Source organism: Micromonospora sp. WMMD956, assembly GCF_029626125.1.
Classification (GTDB): domain Bacteria; phylum Actinomycetota; class Actinomycetes; order Mycobacteriales; family Micromonosporaceae; genus Micromonospora; species Micromonospora carbonacea.
On the sequence record NZ_JARUBI010000005.1, the window covers coordinates 1251275 to 1266015 of the forward strand.

At 76.1% G+C, this 14741-nt stretch carries 10 protein-coding genes, 1 tRNA gene and 3 pseudogenes; 6 read left to right on the forward strand and 8 right to left on the reverse strand.

What is annotated here, in order from left to right:
* Nucleotides 1-162: 162 nt before the first annotated feature.
* Together O7628_RS05760 and O7628_RS05765 are read left to right on the forward strand one after the other, a co-directional pair.
* A complete protein-coding gene (locus tag O7628_RS05760; RefSeq protein WP_278128884.1) occupies nucleotides 163-984 on the forward strand; it encodes an SURF1 family protein in 822 nt (273 codons plus the stop codon).
* 317 nt (nucleotides 985-1301) lie between these two features.
* Nucleotides 1302-2090 (forward strand): hypothetical protein, encoded by a 789-nt coding sequence (locus O7628_RS05765; RefSeq protein WP_278128886.1) that lies wholly within the window; start codon nucleotides 1302-1304, stop codon nucleotides 2088-2090.
* Between the two features lie 58 nt (nucleotides 2091-2148).
* On the opposite strand, the gene O7628_RS05770 is transcribed toward O7628_RS05765, so the two are convergent.
* The 4 genes and pseudogenes from O7628_RS05770 to O7628_RS05785 all read right to left on the reverse strand — a co-directional run.
* Nucleotides 2149-3786 (reverse strand): ATP-dependent DNA ligase, encoded by a 1638-nt coding sequence (locus tag O7628_RS05770; RefSeq protein WP_278128888.1) that lies wholly within the window; start codon nucleotides 3784-3786, stop codon nucleotides 2149-2151.
* 328 nt (nucleotides 3787-4114) lie between these two features.
* On the reverse strand, nucleotides 4115-4321 hold the full coding sequence (locus O7628_RS05775; RefSeq protein ID WP_083302916.1) for a hypothetical protein: 207 nt from the start codon (nucleotides 4319-4321) through the stop codon (nucleotides 4115-4117).
* A 113-nt stretch (nucleotides 4322-4434) separates the two neighbouring features.
* Entirely contained in the window at nucleotides 4435-5787 is a 1353-nt protein-coding gene (locus tag O7628_RS05780; protein ID WP_278136234.1) for a dipeptidase, read from the reverse strand.
* A pseudogene (locus O7628_RS05785) lies at nucleotides 5780-6644 on the reverse strand (hypothetical protein); the annotation flags it as partial. The pseudogene O7628_RS05785 and the gene O7628_RS05780, both read right to left, overlap by 8 nt.
* Here O7628_RS05785 and O7628_RS05790 point away from each other — a divergent pair.
* Nucleotides 6579-6980: a rhodanese-like domain-containing protein gene (locus O7628_RS05790; protein WP_221486935.1), complete on the forward strand. Its 402-nt coding sequence runs from the start codon at nucleotides 6579-6581 to the stop codon at nucleotides 6978-6980. The pseudogene O7628_RS05785 and the gene O7628_RS05790 sit on opposite strands and share 66 nt — an antisense overlap.
* Nucleotides 6981-7018: 38 nt before the next feature.
* Here O7628_RS05790 and O7628_RS05795 read toward each other — a convergent pair whose 3' ends face one another.
* The 4 genes and pseudogenes from O7628_RS05795 to ssb form a co-directional block, all read right to left on the reverse strand.
* The gene (locus O7628_RS05795) at nucleotides 7019-8080 is read right to left on the reverse strand and encodes a hypothetical protein (RefSeq protein ID WP_278128893.1); all 1062 of its coding nucleotides are present in this window, start codon (nucleotides 8078-8080) and stop codon (nucleotides 7019-7021) included.
* Between the two features lie 209 nt (nucleotides 8081-8289).
* A complete protein-coding gene (locus tag O7628_RS05800; protein WP_278128895.1) occupies nucleotides 8290-9834 on the reverse strand; it encodes a cobyric acid synthase in 1545 nt (514 codons plus the stop codon).
* Nucleotides 9831-10919: a cobalamin biosynthesis protein gene (locus tag O7628_RS05805; RefSeq protein WP_278136235.1), complete on the reverse strand. Its 1089-nt coding sequence runs from the start codon at nucleotides 10917-10919 to the stop codon at nucleotides 9831-9833. Before O7628_RS05805 ends, O7628_RS05800 begins: the two co-directional genes overlap by 4 nt.
* Nucleotides 10920-11827: 908 nt before the next feature.
* Nucleotides 11828-12259: pseudogene (gene ssb, locus O7628_RS05810) on the reverse strand (single-stranded DNA-binding protein); the annotation flags it as partial.
* Between the two features lie 338 nt (nucleotides 12260-12597).
* On the opposite strand from ssb, the gene O7628_RS05815 reads away from it, so the two are divergent.
* The 3 genes and pseudogenes from O7628_RS05815 (at nucleotide 12598) to O7628_RS05825 (ending at nucleotide 14449) form a co-directional block, all read left to right on the forward strand.
* Nucleotides 12598-13047, forward strand: coding sequence for an HPF/RaiA family ribosome-associated protein (locus O7628_RS05815; protein WP_278128897.1), 450 nt, complete (start codon nucleotides 12598-12600; stop codon nucleotides 13045-13047).
* A gap of 96 nt (nucleotides 13048-13143) precedes the next feature.
* Nucleotides 13144-14082, forward strand: a pseudogene (locus tag O7628_RS05820) (alpha/beta hydrolase); the annotation flags it as partial.
* Nucleotides 14083-14376: 294 nt separating this feature from the next.
* Nucleotides 14377-14449: transfer RNA gene (locus O7628_RS05825), tRNA-Arg, on the forward strand.
* Nucleotides 14450-14741: the final 292 nt, after the last annotated feature.

The window sequence follows — 14741 nt, forward strand, 5'->3', positions numbered from 1 at the left end:
GGTCGGCCCCCCGATCCGCCCGCGTGACGATACCGCCCGGACGCACACCCGGCGGCCACGACCGGCCCGCGTCGCGCCGCAGGGCCGCCGGGGTCGCGGCGTGCCGGCGGCGGTCCCGGGCCGGCCGCCTGGTGGCTGCGGTCCTGCGGGTAGCCTCGACCCGTGTACCGGTTCCTCCTGACGCCACGCTGGCTGGGCATCCTCGCGCTGACCCTGGTCGCCGCGGCCGTGATGGTGCTGCTCGGCAACTGGCAGCTGGACCGCTACCGGGGCCGCACCGCGATCAACGAGCGGATCGACGCCGGCAGTCGGATGACGCCGGCGCCGCTGCGTGACGCCGTGCCGGCCCCCACCGGGGGCGGCGGCACGGCCGGCCCGGCCCCCGCCGACGAGGCCACCTGGTCGCGGGTCACCGTGACCGGCCGGTACGACACGGCCAACATCGTCCTGGTCCGGGGCCGCACGGTCGACAACCGGGTCGGCTTCGAGGTCGTCACCCCGCTGCTCCTCGCCGACGGCACGGCCGTGCTCGTCGACCAGGGCTGGGTGCCGCCCGCCCCGGGCGGGGCCCTGGCGCAGCCGCAGCTCCCGCCGGTGCCGCAGGGCGAGGTGACCGTGGTGGGCCGGGTGCACCCGAGCGAGAGCGGCGCGGGGGCCGTCGACCGGCGCGACGGCCGGCTGGAGACCCGGCGGATCGCCGTCCCCCGGCTGGCCCGGGAGCTGCCGTACCCGGTCTACGGCGCGTACGTGCTGCTCGACGAGCAGACGCCGGCCGCCGACCCGGTCTTCCAGGCGGTGCCGATCGGGCACACCAACAACTGGCAGAACTTCGGTTACGTCGTGCAGTGGTGGATCTTCGCCGTCATGACGCTCTTCGGCTACGGCTGGGTGGCGCGGCGGGAGGCCCGCCGGGCGGCCGGGCTGGACGGGCCGGGCAAGCCGGTCGACCGGGCCGCCGAGCCCTCCCCGAGCGCCCCCGCCTGACCGCAACCGGGCCCTCCCCCGCTCCGGCTCGCTGCGGAAACCGGACACTCGACGGGTCGCCGGGGCACCGCGGGAAGTTGTAGTGTCCGCCGGGTGATCGAGAACCGTGGGGGGTCGCGGTGACCCCTGATCCCACGCCGCCACCACACCCGCCGGAGCCGCCCTCCTCGGGCCCGCCCGCTCCGGGGCCGCCCGCCTCAGGGCCCGCCTTCCCGGAGCCGTCCGCCTTCCCGGCACCGCCGGCCTTCCCGGAGCCGCCCGCCTCGGGGCCGGCCCTCCCGGAGCCGCCCGCAGCGGGGCCCGCCTTCCCGGACCCGGTGACGGCGACGCATCCGTCGACCGACCCGTGGGCGGTCACGCCGCGCTCGACGACGTACTCGACCCCGCCGGCGGGGTTCCCGGCCACGGCCGACCCGTTCGCCCCGCCGCCGGCCACCGCGCCGTTCCCGGTGCCGCCGGCCCTCGCGCCGCACCCGGCACCGGCCGCCGGCCCGTTCTCCGCGCCGCCGGCCGCCGGGCCGTACTCGGCTCCGCCCGTCACGGGACCGTACTCGGCCCCGCCCGCCGCCGGGCCGTACTCGGCCCCACCGGGAACCGGCCCGTACTCGGCCCCGCCGGCCGCCGGCCCGTACTCAGCCCCGCCCGCCGCCGGGCCGTACTCCGCGCCGCCGGGAACCGGGGCGTTCTCCGCGCCGCCGGCCGGGCCGTACCCGCCGGCGCTGGCGGCGCCGCTCGGGGCCCCGCAGTACGGGGCGTCCTCCGGGGTGGCGGTGCAGATCGGCGAGATCACGGTCTCCCCGCCGGAGATCCGCACCCCGGCCGGCGTGCTGCCCCTGGCCGGGACGCAGTGGCACGTCGCCGACTACTGGCAGACGGAGCAGAAGGTCGCCACCTGGGCGATCGTCTGCGCCGTGCTCGGGTTCTTCTGCCTCACGATCTTCAGCCTGCTCTTCCTGCTGATCAAGGAGACCCGGCACTACGGCACCGTGCAGGTGACGGTCAGCAACGGCCCGCACCAGTATGTGGCCCGCATCCCCGTCACCGACCAGGGCCAGGTCATGCACATCAACAACCAGGTCAACTACGCCCGGTCGCTGTCCGCCTGACGGCCGGGTCGGGCCGGTGGCGGTGTCCGCAGCTCGGGATGCCGCCACCCGCCCGGCGTCACGCCGACAGGTGCCCGGCGTGGATGGCCCGGACCGCGTCGATGGTGTCCGCCTCGGCGGCGGTCTTGTCGGTGCGGTAGCGGACCACGCGGGCGAAGCGCAGCGCCATCCCGCCCGGGTAGCGGGAACTGGCCTGCACCCCGTCGAACGCGATCTCGACCACCTGCTCGGGACGGACCCGCACCAGCCAGTCGCCGCGTTCCACGGCCAGGGCGAGGAACCGCTCGGTCTGCCAGCGCAGCACCTCGTCGGTGAGCCCCTTGAACGTCTTGCCGAGCATGACGAACTCGCCGGTCGCCGGGTCCCGCGCGCCGAGGTGCAGGTTGGACAGCCAGCCGCTGCGCCGGCCGCTGCCCCACTCGACCGCGATCACCACCAGGTCGAGGGTGTGCCGCGGCTTCACCTTCACCCAGGCCGCGCCGCGCCGGCCGGCATCGTAGGGCGCGTCGGGGTTCTTGACCACCACGCCCTCCTGCCCGGCGTCGAGCGCCGCGGCGAAGGCCGCCCCGGCCGCCCCGGTGTCGTCGACCGTCACCCGGCCGACCAGCAGCGTCGGGTCGACCGCGCCGGCCAGCGCCGCCCACCGCTCGTGGCCGGGCCGGTCGATCAGGTCGTCGCCGTCGAGGTGCAGCAGGTCGAAGAAGTACGGCGTCAGCACCGCCTCGCCCGTGCTCTCGGCGGCGGCGCGCACGGCCGGGGCGACCGGGGCGACGGCGTCGCCGACGGGCGCCGACGCGGACGGGTCGCCGGGCGGGCCGCCCCCGGCGGCCGACGCGGCGCGGCGGGCGGCCCGGCTGGAGGTCTGCTGGAACGGCAGCGGCCGGCCCGTGGCGTCCAGCCCGATGGCCTCGCCGTCGAGCACCAGCTCCCGGGCGGGCAGCGCCCGCACGGCGGCGACCACCTCGGGCAGCCGGGCGGTGATCTCGTCCAGGCTGCGGGTGAAGACCGCGATGTCGGAGCCGGAGCGGTGCACCTGAATGCGGATGCCGTCGAGCTTCACGTCGACCACGGCGGGGACACCGGTCGCGGCCAGCGCGTCGTCGACGGTGGGGGCGCTGGACGCCAGCATCGGGGCGAGCGGCCGGCCGACCTGGAGCCGGAACTCGGCCAGCGCCGCCGCGCCGCCACCCAGGGCGGCCACCGCCACGGCCCGCAGGTCACCGGCGAGCAGCAGCGCCCGGCGCACGGCGGCCAGCGGCACGTCGGCGGCGCGGGCGACCGCGTCGGCGAGCAGCCCGGCCTGGGCGCCCTGGCGCAGCTCGCCGCTGAACAGGCCGCGCAGCATCCGCTGCTCGTCGGCGGTGGCGGCGGCGAAGAGGCCGTGCAGGAGCTGCCGGCGGCGGGCCTGCGAGCCGGGGCCGCCCACCGACGCGATGTCGTCGATCACGGCGTCGACGGCGCGGACGGTCAGGGTCGGCTCGGCGGCCGGCTGCGGCAGGTCGCGCAGCCCGGCCCAGCCGACGCCGGTCTGCCGCTGTCGCAGCTCACCGGCGAGCCAGCCGGCACCCGCCGGGATCTCGGCGGGGTCGAGCGACCGCAGCGCCGCCGCGAGCAGCTCCACCTTGGCCCGTCGGCCGGTGGTCGCGCCCACGGCGGCGGAGGTGGCCGCCAGGTCGAGGAACCGCACGCACCTCATCCTGCCAGCCACCCCCGACACCGCTGGGGATACGCGGAACGCCGCCGGAAGTTGCCGCTTCCGGCGCTGCCGCGCCACCCCGGCCCGGCATCCGTGCCGGATGCCTGGACCGCCCGGTCCCCGACGCCCCCCAGCGTGCGGGGACCGGTGTCTCGGTGGAGCCCGGTCCGCGCCGACCGCGCACGGACGGTCGAGCCGCGACCGCGCAAACGGACAGTCGCGCCGCGACCGCGCGGGAGCGGACGGTCGGGCCGCAACCGTACGCGCGCGACCTGTCGAGCCGCGACCGCGAACGGACGGTCGGGCCGCGACCCGGGCCGACGGCCGGTCAGGCCGCGACGGGCTCCTCGATGCGCAGGCCGCGGGCGCGCACCTCGTCGGCGACGCGGGAGAGCAGCGCGTCGAGCGTCACCAGGGCGGTGGAGAGGTCACCGAGCTGTTCCTTGAGCGTGTCCTCGGACCACGCGGAGACGTCCACGTCCCCCAGAGCGCCGACGGCGGCACCGAGCCGCGCCATCACCTCGTTCGTACTCATGTTCGAAAGGCTATACCAGGATGTCCCGCGACACGCCGAAAACACCCCGATGAACTGGGACGTTACGGTTCCGTCACCTGACTCCGTTCCGTGCCGGCGGCGTCGCCCGAGGCTCACCGGCCCCGCTCCGCCGCTGCGGCCACCTTCGCCAGCAGCAGCGCCTCGGCCGCGCAGACCCGGGCGAACTCGCCGAGGTGCAGACTCTCGTTCGGGCCGTGCGCCCGGGCGTGCGGGTCCTCCACCCCGGTCACCAGGATCGCCGCCTGCGGGAACATCTCCTGGAACGTGGCGATGAACGGGATCGAGCCGCCGATGCCGATGTCCACCGGGTCGGTGCCGTCCCAGGCCGTACGGAAGGCGTCGCGGGCCGCGTCGAACATCGGGCCGGACGCGTCGATGACGCACGGGGCCCCGTCGTGCTCCAGTGTCACCGTCACCCGGGCGCCCCACGGGGCGTGCTTCGTCAGGTGCTCGCGCACCGCCGCGTACGCCCGCTGCGGGTCGTCGCCCGGCGCGAGCCGCACGCTCAGCTTGGCCTTCGCCGCCGGGACCAGGGCGTTCGGGGCCTCGCCGGTGGCCGGGGCGTCGATGCCGAGCACGGCCAGCGCCGGCTTGGTCCAGATCCGGTCGGTGATCCGGCCGGTGCCGATGAGCGACACGCCGTCGACCAGCCCGGCCTCGGCCCGGAACCGGTCCTGCGGATAGTCCACGGTCGCGCCCGCCCGGCCGGACAGCCCGGCGACCGCCACGTCCCCGGCGTCGTCGTGCAGCGTGGCCAGCAGCCGGACCAGCGTCGTCAGCGCGTCCGGCACCGCGCCGCCGAACATGCCGCTGTGCACGGCGTGGTCCAGGGTGCGGACCTCCACGAAGCAGTTGACGATGCCGCGCAGCGACGTGGTCAGCGCCGGCACGCCGACGTCCCAGTTGGCCGAGTCGGCGATCACGATCACGTCCGAGGCGAGCGCGTCGCGGTGCTCGGCGAGCAGCCGCTCCAGCGAGTCCGAGCCGTACTCCTCCTCGCCCTCGACGAAGATCACCACGCCGACGGGGAGCCGGTCGCCGAACGCGCGCAGCGCCGCGACGTGCGCCATGATCCCGGCCTTGTCGTCGGCCGCGCCCCGGCCGTAGAGGCGGCCGTCCCGCTCGACGGGCTCGAACGGGTCGGACTCCCACAGCGACAGGTCGCCCACGGGCTGCACGTCGTGGTGGGCGTAGAGCAGCACGGTCGGCGCGCCGGGCGGGGCGGCCCGCGTGCCGATCACCGCCGGCTGCCCGCCGGACCGCACGACCTTCACGTCGAGGCCGCAGCCGCGCAGCAGCTCCGCCACCGCCTCGGCGGACCGCTCGACGTGCGAGTGGTCGAAGCCGTCGAAGGCGATGCCGGGAATGCGGACGAGTCGTTCCAGGTCGGCGCGGACGCCGGGCAGTTCGCGCGCGACGGCGGCCCGCACCTCGGCGTCGGACATGATCGGTGAGGTCATGACCGGCATCGTATGCCGGCCTTACCGAGGCCGGTGGCGGACGTACTCGGTGCGGGGGTCGTGCGGCACCTCCGGCGCGCCGTCGACGAGCAGGTCGACCGCGTCCGCCGTGCCGTCGGCGGCGAAGTGCGCGCGCTCGCCGACGTGCCAGCGGCGCAGCTCGGGCAGGATCCCCGGCCCGTCCCGGGCGACGGCCCGGGTCAGCCGCAGCCCGGCGGGCGCGGTGACCAGCACCGACAGGGTCAGCTCGGGCCGCACGGCCGCCCGCGCCGCCGACACCCCCTCGACGATCACGACGGGGGCGGGCGGGACGGGCAGCTCGCCGGGCAGGAAGCGGTGCCGCACCCAGCTGTACCGCCGGTAGGACCCCGGCCGCCCGGCCCGCAGCGGGGCGAGCACCCACCGCTCCAGCCGGGACCAGAAGGTGAGCTGGTCGGCCCAGCCGTCGAGCAGGTCGTCGGTGTGCACCACCGGTGGCCGCCCGCCGCCGGGCAGCGCCGCCAGGGCGTCCGCGAGGCGCGCCGCGAAGAGGCTCTTGCCCGCGCCGCTCGGCCCGTCGACCGCCACCAGTCGGGTACGCCCCAACCGCGCCGGCCCGGCCAGCACCCGCCGGCCCAGCCCGGCGTACGTCTCGACGACCGGCACCCCCACGGCCCCGACGCTAGCGGTCCGCCCCGGCGGGCACGTCGGCCGTACGTCGTCCGGTCGAACCGAGGCCGTTTCGTTGCGCGGAGTCCCCGGGCCGCAGGCATGATCGTGCCGTGCGCCACAACGTGATGAGCCCGGGCGTCGACGCCCTGCTGGAACAGGCCCGTTCGGGGGTCCGCCGGCTGACCCCGCACGAGACGGTCGAGGCGGTACGCCTCGGCGCGTTGCTCGTCGACACCCGCACCGACGTGCAGCGCCGGGAACAGGGCGACCTGCCCGGCGCGGTCGTCATCGACCGGACGGTGCTGGAGTGGCGGCTCGATCCGGCAAGCGAGTGGCGCATCCCCGAGGCCACCGGGTACGACCGGGAGATCGTCGTGGTGTGCCGGCAGGGCTACAGCTCCAGCCTGGCCGTGGCGAGCCTGCGGACGCTCGGCCTGCACCGCGCGACCGACCTGGTCGGCGGCGTCGAGGCGTGGCGGGAGGCGGGGCTGCCGATGTCCGACCGCCCCGCCGACATCCGCTACTGACCCCGGCGACGCCCCGGTGGCGGCTGGCCGGGCGGCGGTCAGGCCGGCTCGGCCACCCGGCCCAGCCAGTGCGCCGCCTCGGCCCCGGTGAGCGCCCCGTCGACCGTCAGGGCCGCCGCCATCAGCGGGAACCGCCGGATGTTGTTCCAGCTCCGCTGGTACGGCGGCGGGTCCAGGACCACGACGCGGACGCCCTCGAAGAGCGGGATGTCCGCCGGGGCGCCCTCGTTCCAGATCCACTTGCCGTGCCCGTCGACCAGGTTGAAGCTGCCCACGACGGTGCCACCGAACCGGTCCTCGGGCGCGTCCGTGGCCACCTCCACCCAGGCCGGGTCGACGGTCAGCCCCTCGATCAGCCCCCGCTCGGCCGGGCCGGCGAGCGCCCCGGCCAGCAGGGTGTGCAGCTGGAAGTTGTCGGCCACCCCGTCGATGGTGACCCACCAGCCCCGGCCCGTGGCCCGGTGCAGCACCAGCAGCCGCTCGCCGTCGAGCACCCGCAGCAGCCCCAGGACGCACTCCAGGTCGGGCCGCTCGCCGGCCAGCCCCGCCCCCGCCTCCAGCAGCCCCTCCCGGTGCGGGAACGAGGCGCGCACCGCCGCGGACTGCTGCAACAGGGTGATCACGGGCATCGCCCAGGTGCCGACCGCGTACCAGCCCTGCACCGCGTCCACGGCGGCGGCCTCGTCGTCGTACGCCTGGGTCAGGGCGGCCAGCGCCTCGTCCATCGTGGCAGGGTCGTCGGGGTCGGGCGGGGCGTCGTCGCCGCGTACCCGCTGCCAGCCGGAGCGGAAGCGGTGCGCGCCGGCCAGCGCGGCGGCGAGCCCGTCGGCCGCCGGGGCGACCAGCTCGTCGGGGCGGGCCCCCAGCTCGACCAGCGCGCCGCAGAGGACGGAGAACTGGCCGCCCGCGCCGGTGCCGAGCTGCGGCAGCAGCGCCACGCACCGGGGCAGCACCGCGTCCAGCTCCGCCACGGACGCCTGCTGCGCCGCCTGCCAGACCCGCGCCACGGCCCTGGTCATGGCGTCGCCGTCGCGCCCGCGCACGGCCACCTCGACGTCGGCGACCCGGTCCGCCAGCTTCCCCCTGCGATTGAAGATCATCGGCGCAGCCTAGCGAGCGCGCCGGGTCCCGCACGGCCACCGTCGGGGTGGCGGCGACCCGGCATCCGGCTCGCGGTCGCCGACCTGCACGTGTCCGGACATGTGCGACACGTCACTGCCGGCGCGCCACGGGAACCCGGTTCGGCGCGGCGCTCCGGGCGGCTCGGAGCCCGGATCAGCGCGGCGCTCCGAGCGGGACGCAGCCCGGGTCAGCGCGGCGCTCCGGGCGGGACGAACGGCAGCCCGGCCGGGGGGCCGGACTCGACCAGCCGCCACAGGGCCGTCGTGTCGAGGTGCTCCTCGACCAGGTCGCCGAGCAGGTCCAGGGAACGCTCGCGGGCGGCGGCGAAGCTGGTGTCCGGGGCCACCCGGAATCCGGTACGGCCGGCGAGGCGGGCCGCCTCGGTGAGGAAGCGGCGGCGGAACGCGTCGGACTCGAAGGCCCCGTGCCAGTGGGTGCCGCACACCGCGCCGAGCACAGCCCCCTCGCCGGTGCCGTCGTCGTACGTCAGCATGGGCGGCAGCCCCGGGTCGGCCGACGAGACGTGCCCGTGATGGATCTCGTACCCCCGGACGGGGACGCCCGAATCGGCGGCGGCGGTGCCGGCGGCCTGCCGGACGGTCTTGCGCGCGGCGAAGGTGACCTCGACGGGCAGCAGGCCCAGCCCCGCGACGCTGCCCGCCCGGCTCTCCACCTCGTCGTGCACGGCCCGGCCGAGCATCTGGAAGCCGCCGCAGATGCCCAGCAGCGGCTTCCCGGCCGCCGCGTGCGCCGCCACTGCGTCGGCCAGCCCGGTCTCGCGCAGCCAGGCCAGGTCGACCACTGTGGACTTCGAGCCGGGCAGCACGACCAGGTCGGCGGCGGCCAGCTCGGCCGGCTCCACGGTCAGCCGGACCCGGACGCCGGGCTCGGTGGCCAGCGCCTCCACGTCCGTGGCGTTGCTGATCCGGGGCAGCCGGACGACCGCCACGTCCAGCCACTCCGTGCCGTGCGGGGCCGCCGGCCGACCGAGCACCCGGCCGTACGCGAGCGAGTCCTCCGCGTCCAGCCACAGGTCGAGGTGCCAGGGCAACACCCCGTACGTGGGGCGGCCGGTGACCCGGGCCAGCATGTCCAACCCCGGCCGCAGCAGCCCGAGGTCGCCCCGGAACTTGTTGATCACGAAGCCGGCGACCAGCGCCTGGTCGGCCGGGTCGAGCAGGGCGACCGTGCCGAACATGGAGGCGAACACCCCGCCCCGGTCGATGTCGCCCACCACGATCGTGGGCAGCCCGGCGTGCCGGGCCAGCCCCATGTTCACGTAGTCCCCGGCCCGCAGGTTGATCTCCGCCGGGCTGCCGGCCCCCTCGCAGACCACCACTTCGTACGCCTCCCGCAGCTCGGCCAGCGCGGCGAACGCCGCCTCGGCGAGCCGGGGCCGCAGGGCGTGGTAGTTGCCGGCGGTGACCGTGTCGACGGCCTCGCCGAGCAGCACCACCTGGCTGGACCGGTCACTGCCCGGCTTGAGCAGCACCGGGTTGAACCGCAGGTCGGGGGCGACGCCGCAGGCCGCCGCCTGCATCGCCTGGGCCCGGCCGATCTCGCCGCCCCGCCCGTCCGGGCCGACCACCACGGCCGAGTTGTTCGACATGTTCTGCGCCTTGAACGGGGCGACCTTCACCCCGCGCCGGTGCAGCCAGCGGCAGATCCCGGCGGTGAGCACGCTCTTGCCCGCGTCGGAGGTGGTGCCGGCAACCAGCAGCCCCCCGCTCACCGGACGCCACCGCCCCACCGGCCCGCCCTCGCCGCCGCGGTCCTCCTCAGCACGCTCCCCGCCACGGCAGTCCCCGCCGCCGCCGTCCTCCTCAGCACAGTCCCCGCCGCCGCGGTCCTCCTCAGCGCAGTCCCTGCCGCCGCGCCGGCCAGCCGGCCGACCGTCACCGAATAGGCGGCGGCCAGCCCGAGCGCGGCCAACCCCACCGCCCCGGAGATCCGCGCCGCGCGCTTCAGGTGCCGCGCCTCCGGGCGCGGCCCGTCGCCGAGGTACGGCCGCACCTCCGACCGCCCGAAGTAGACGTTGCGGCCGCCCAGCCGCACGCCGAGCGCGCCCGCCATCGCCGCCTCGCACTGCCCGGCGTTCGGGCTGGGATGGTCGTCGCGGTCGCGCAGCCACACCCGCCAGGCCCGTCCCCGGTCGCCGTGCGCCGTCGGGGCCACGGCGACGGTGAGCAGGCCGGTCAGCCGGGACGGCACGAGGTTGAGCAGGTCGTCGAGGCGGGCGGACGCGGTGCCGAAGCGGGCGTACCGGGGCGAGCGGTGACCGACCATCGCGTCGAGCGTGTTCGCCGCCCGGTAGCCGAGCAGGCCGGGCAGCCCGGCGACCGCCCCCCACAGCAGCGGGGCGACGACCGCGTCGGAGGTGTTCTCGGCGACGGACTCGACGGTGGCGCGCGCCAGCTCGGGCTCGTCCAGCGCCGACGGGTCCCGCCCGCACAGGTGCCCCAACCGGCGGCGGGCCGCCGGCACGTCCCCGCCACGCAGCGCCCGCCCCATCACCGTCGCCTCGTGACGCAGGGTGCGCCCGCCAAGCACCGTCCACGTCGCGGCGGCCGTCAGCACGGCCCGACCAAGGGGCCGGTGCCGGGTGCCCACCATCGCCGCCACTCCCACCAGCACCGGCACGCCCACGGCGAGCGCCGTGAACGCCGCGCCGGCCGCCCGGTCCGGCCGGTAGACGCGCCGCTCCAGCGCCCCGGCCGCCCGGCCGAACCCGGCCACGGGATGCCAGCGTCGTGGGTCGCCGAGGAGGGAGTCCAGCGCGTACCCCGCCACCAGCCCTGCCGCGTTAGCCACGGCGATCGACTGTCGCACCTGCCACCACCTCCGGCGGGCAGCCTAGCCGCCGCTCCCCAGCAGGGCGGCCTCATGCCGGCCGGGGCTCACTAGGCAAGATCATGTCGGGGAGACAGCGGTATCCCAACGCCGGGACACCCCTATCTCCCCGACATGATCACCTCTCCCGTGGGGGCCCGCCCCGTGCCGGGGCCCGACGGGAGTCCGCAGTCGGGGCGTCAGGCCGGCACGCCGGCCCGACCCCGCCCCCGCCGACCACGCCGGGTCGGCGTCACCCCGTCGAGCTCCCCGGTGGGCTTTCCGGCGGGCGGCGCGGAGCCGTCGGGTCCGACCCCGGCGGACAACCCGTCGCGTCCGGCGGACGACTCGCTGTGCCCGGCGAACGACTCGTCGCGCCCGACGGACGACTCGTCGCGCCCGGCGGGCGGGACCAGGGCGCTACCGGACGGGGGTGGGCCACCATCCGCCGCGCCCGCCTCGGCCGACTCCCCCTCGTCACCGAACCCGGAGCCCCCGCCGGTGCCGGCACCGAACCCGGAGCCGGCGTCGAGGCCGGAGCCCTGTCCACGCCCGCCGTCGTCGCCGAGCCCGTCGTGGCCGGAGTCGTCGTGGCCGGAGTCGTCGTTCCCGAAGTCGTCCTCGTCGGAGTCGCCCTCGGAGTCGTCGTCCAGGTCGTCCCGCTCGTCGAGGTCGTCCAGGCCACGCGGGGCGTCGCCCAGCCGGTGCACCGCCCCCAGCCCGGGCGCAGCACCCAGCCCGTTCGCAGCCGCCGGGCCGTGGGCGGCGTCCACGACGCGCGGGTCGAAGGAGACGTGGGCCGGGACAAGGTCGTCCGGCTCGAAGTCCTCGTCGAAGGGGCGGCCCTCCGGCCCGCTGAGGGGCGGCCCGCTGGGGGCCTGCTCACGCGGGACCCGCTCGGTCGGCTCGCCGTGCACCCGGCTCTCCGCCTCGGCGTCCTCGACTGTGCTGGTGGCCACGTTCGGCCGGTTGCGCAGGAACCGGGCCCGCCCTCGGGACAGGTCGTGGCCGACGGCGACCGCCTCCAACTCGTACACCGTGCGGTGGTTGCCCGCGTCGTCGGTCCAGTCACGGGTGTAGAGCCGGCCGACGACCACCACCGGGTCGCCGACCATCACGGAGGCCGCCACCCCCTCGGCCAGCTTCCGCCAGCAGTTGACGCGGACGCGGAGGCTGTTGCCGTCGACCCACCGGCCGCTGCCCCGGTCGAGCCGGCGGGCCGTGGAGGCCACCTTGAAGTTGGCCACGAGCGTGCCGCTCTGGGTGGTACGCCGCCACTCCGGCGCCGTCAGAATGTTGCCGACGATCGTTACGTGGGTGTCGAACATCGTCCCTCCAGGGAAGAGATCGGGGTTGCCGTGGTGAGTCGACCCGCCGCCGACACTGGCCGCTCCGGCCCGCCCGTCGCCACCGTGAGGCCGCCACCTGTGGACAGGCCGGCGGCCTGTGGACAAAGACCTGATCAAGCCCGGATGTGCTAGGCCCCGGCTGGGATGCCCCCCGGGCGGCCCCGCCGGAGGCGTTTCCGGACGGCCCGTGACTGGGTACAGATTCGATCAAGCGAGCACCACCGACGGCACGCCGTCCGATGAGAAAGGCCACGGGACATGACTTCCTGCCGACCCCGTACGACCGCTTTCGTCCGCACGGACGGCGAGGCGCTGCGATGAGCGCCGTGGCGAACCCCGCGACCGTGGCCGAGTGCCTGCGCGTCGGGGCCGGGTTCTCCCAGGGTGACCGGAACTGGATCGCCGAGCAGTTCGCCACCCTCGACGCCCGGCTCGCCGGCTTCCACGCCGACGCCACCGAGCTGGAGGTGTCGGTGAAGGACCGGGAGGCCCGGGGGCAGAAGGTCACCCTGGAGTGCTGGATCGCCGGCCGGCAGAAGATCGTCACCACCTCCGCCGAGGAGGACCTGCACGCCGCGCTCAACGACGTCCGCGACGACCTGCGCCGCCGGCTCAACGACGCCAAGACCCGGCAAGAGCCGCGCAACAACAAGCGGCTGCGCGACATCGGCCAGCCCGAGGCGGGCCTGCCCGACACGGAGCTGGACGACGCCGAGCTGGACCACACCGGCGGCGACGCGCACCGGGTCGACGCCGAGACCGCCTGAGCCGACCCCCGTCGGGGAGGTGGTGTCCGCCACGGCGGTCCGTCATCTCCCCGGCGGGGCTACCGTCGGGTAGGTTGCGGGCGTACCGTCGCGGTCGTGGAACCGGATGTGCTGGGGCCGCCGTACGAGCGGCAGACGATCGACCTGGGCACCGACGATGAGGGCCCGGTCGTCGCGACCCTGGTCCGCCGCCGGGCCGACCGGCCGACCCGCCGCGCGGTGCTCTACGTGCACGGCTACGTCGACTACTTCTTCCAGACCCACGTGGCCGACTTCTTCGCCGAGCGGGGCTGGGACTTCTACGCCCTCGACCTGCGAAAGTACGGCCGCAGCCTGCTCGCGCACCAGACCCCGAACTTCTGCCGCGACCTCGGCGACTACTTCCCCGAGCTGGACGCCGCCGCGAAGATCGTCCGCACCGAAGACGGCCACGACACGCTGCTGGTCATGGGTCACTCGACCGGCGGCCTCGTCATCTCCCTCTGGGCGCACGCCCGACGCGACGCCGGCATCGTCGACGGGCTGGTGCTCAACAGCCCCTTCTTCGACATCAACGCCCCGTGGGTGATCCGCAGACCCCTCGCGGCCGCCGTCTCGCGCCTGGGCCGCAGCGCGCCGCGCCGCCGCCTCCCCTTCGGCCTCGGCACCGTGTACGGCGAGAGCCTGCACGCCGACCATCGCGGCGAGTGGACGTACGACCTGGCGTGGAAGCCGCTCGCCGGCTTCCCGGTCCGGGCCGGCTGGCTGAACGCCGTGCGCGCCGGTCAGCGGCAGCTCCGCGCCGGCCTCGACATCCCGGTGCCGGTGCTGCTGGCCTGCTCGACCCGCACCTTCCGGGGCACGAAGTGGCACGACTCGGCGGCCCTCGCCGACGCCGTCCTGGACGTGGAGCACATGGTCCGCTGGGCGCCCCGCCTCGGCCGGCACGTGACCCTGGCCCGCTTCGACGGCGGCATGCACGACCTGACCCTCTCCGGCCCCGCCGTCCGGGAGCAGGTCTTCGTCGAGGTGGGCCGGTGGGCGGAGGCGTTCCTCGCCGCCGGCCCGACGCCCGAGCAGCCTGCCGACCAGCCGACGCCCACCGTGCCGGGCGACGATTCGACGGCCGGGGAGCCGGGCGGCGTGCCGTCGCCCGAGGTGCCGGCCAGCCGGTCGCCTGCGGAGGCGACCACGCAGAGCACGGGGGCCGCCGCAGCGGGCTGACCGGGCGAAACAGGGGTGCCCGGCGACGCCGGGCCGTGCGACGCTGAACGCGCGTCGACGGGCCGCCCCGTCGCGCCGGGCACCCTCGGCGCGGCGGTACCCTCTTGGCGCGAGACCCACCAGCGCGCGCCCGTAGCTCAGCGGATAGAGCAGGGGACTTCTAATCCCAAGGCCGCAGGTTCGAATCCTGCCGGGCGCACAGGCACTGTCCCTGTTTGAACAGCTCACGTGCACGCACCCGACTGCTGACCCAGGTTGACGAGCAGGCAACCCGCGCACCGAGCCACGCTCGACCAACTCCTAGACCGAGGTCGGACGGCTCGCCCCATAGACGCTGGAGTCGTTCTACGCGAGCCTGCGGCACGTGAAGCACCGCGTAGAAGGCAAGTACACCTACACGGCGAAGTGCCGGTCGCACGTCTGCACGCCATTCAGTGCGTCGTCGCCGGCCCTACAGATCCACTGGATGCCCAGTGGCGCCTTCAGTCACC

Coding starts and splice junctions, on each gene's coding strand:
- O7628_RS05770 (WP_278128888.1), bottom strand. CDS start 3,786: ATGAGGTGCGTGCGGTTCCTCGACCTGGCGGCCACCTCCGCCGCCGTG.
- O7628_RS05775 (WP_083302916.1), bottom strand. CDS start 4,321: ATGAGTACGAACGAGGTGATGGCGCGGCTCGGTGCCGCCGTCGGCGCT.
- O7628_RS05780 (WP_278136234.1), bottom strand. CDS start 5,787: ATGTCCGACGCCGAGGTGCGGGCCGCCGTCGCGCGCGAACTGCCCGGC.
- O7628_RS05790 (WP_221486935.1), top strand. CDS start 6,579: ATGAGCCCGGGCGTCGACGCCCTGCTGGAACAGGCCCGTTCGGGGGTC.
- O7628_RS05795 (WP_278128893.1), bottom strand. CDS start 8,080: ATGATCTTCAATCGCAGGGGGAAGCTGGCGGACCGGGTCGCCGACGTC.
- O7628_RS05815 (WP_278128897.1), top strand. CDS start 12,598: ATGAGCGCCGTGGCGAACCCCGCGACCGTGGCCGAGTGCCTGCGCGTC.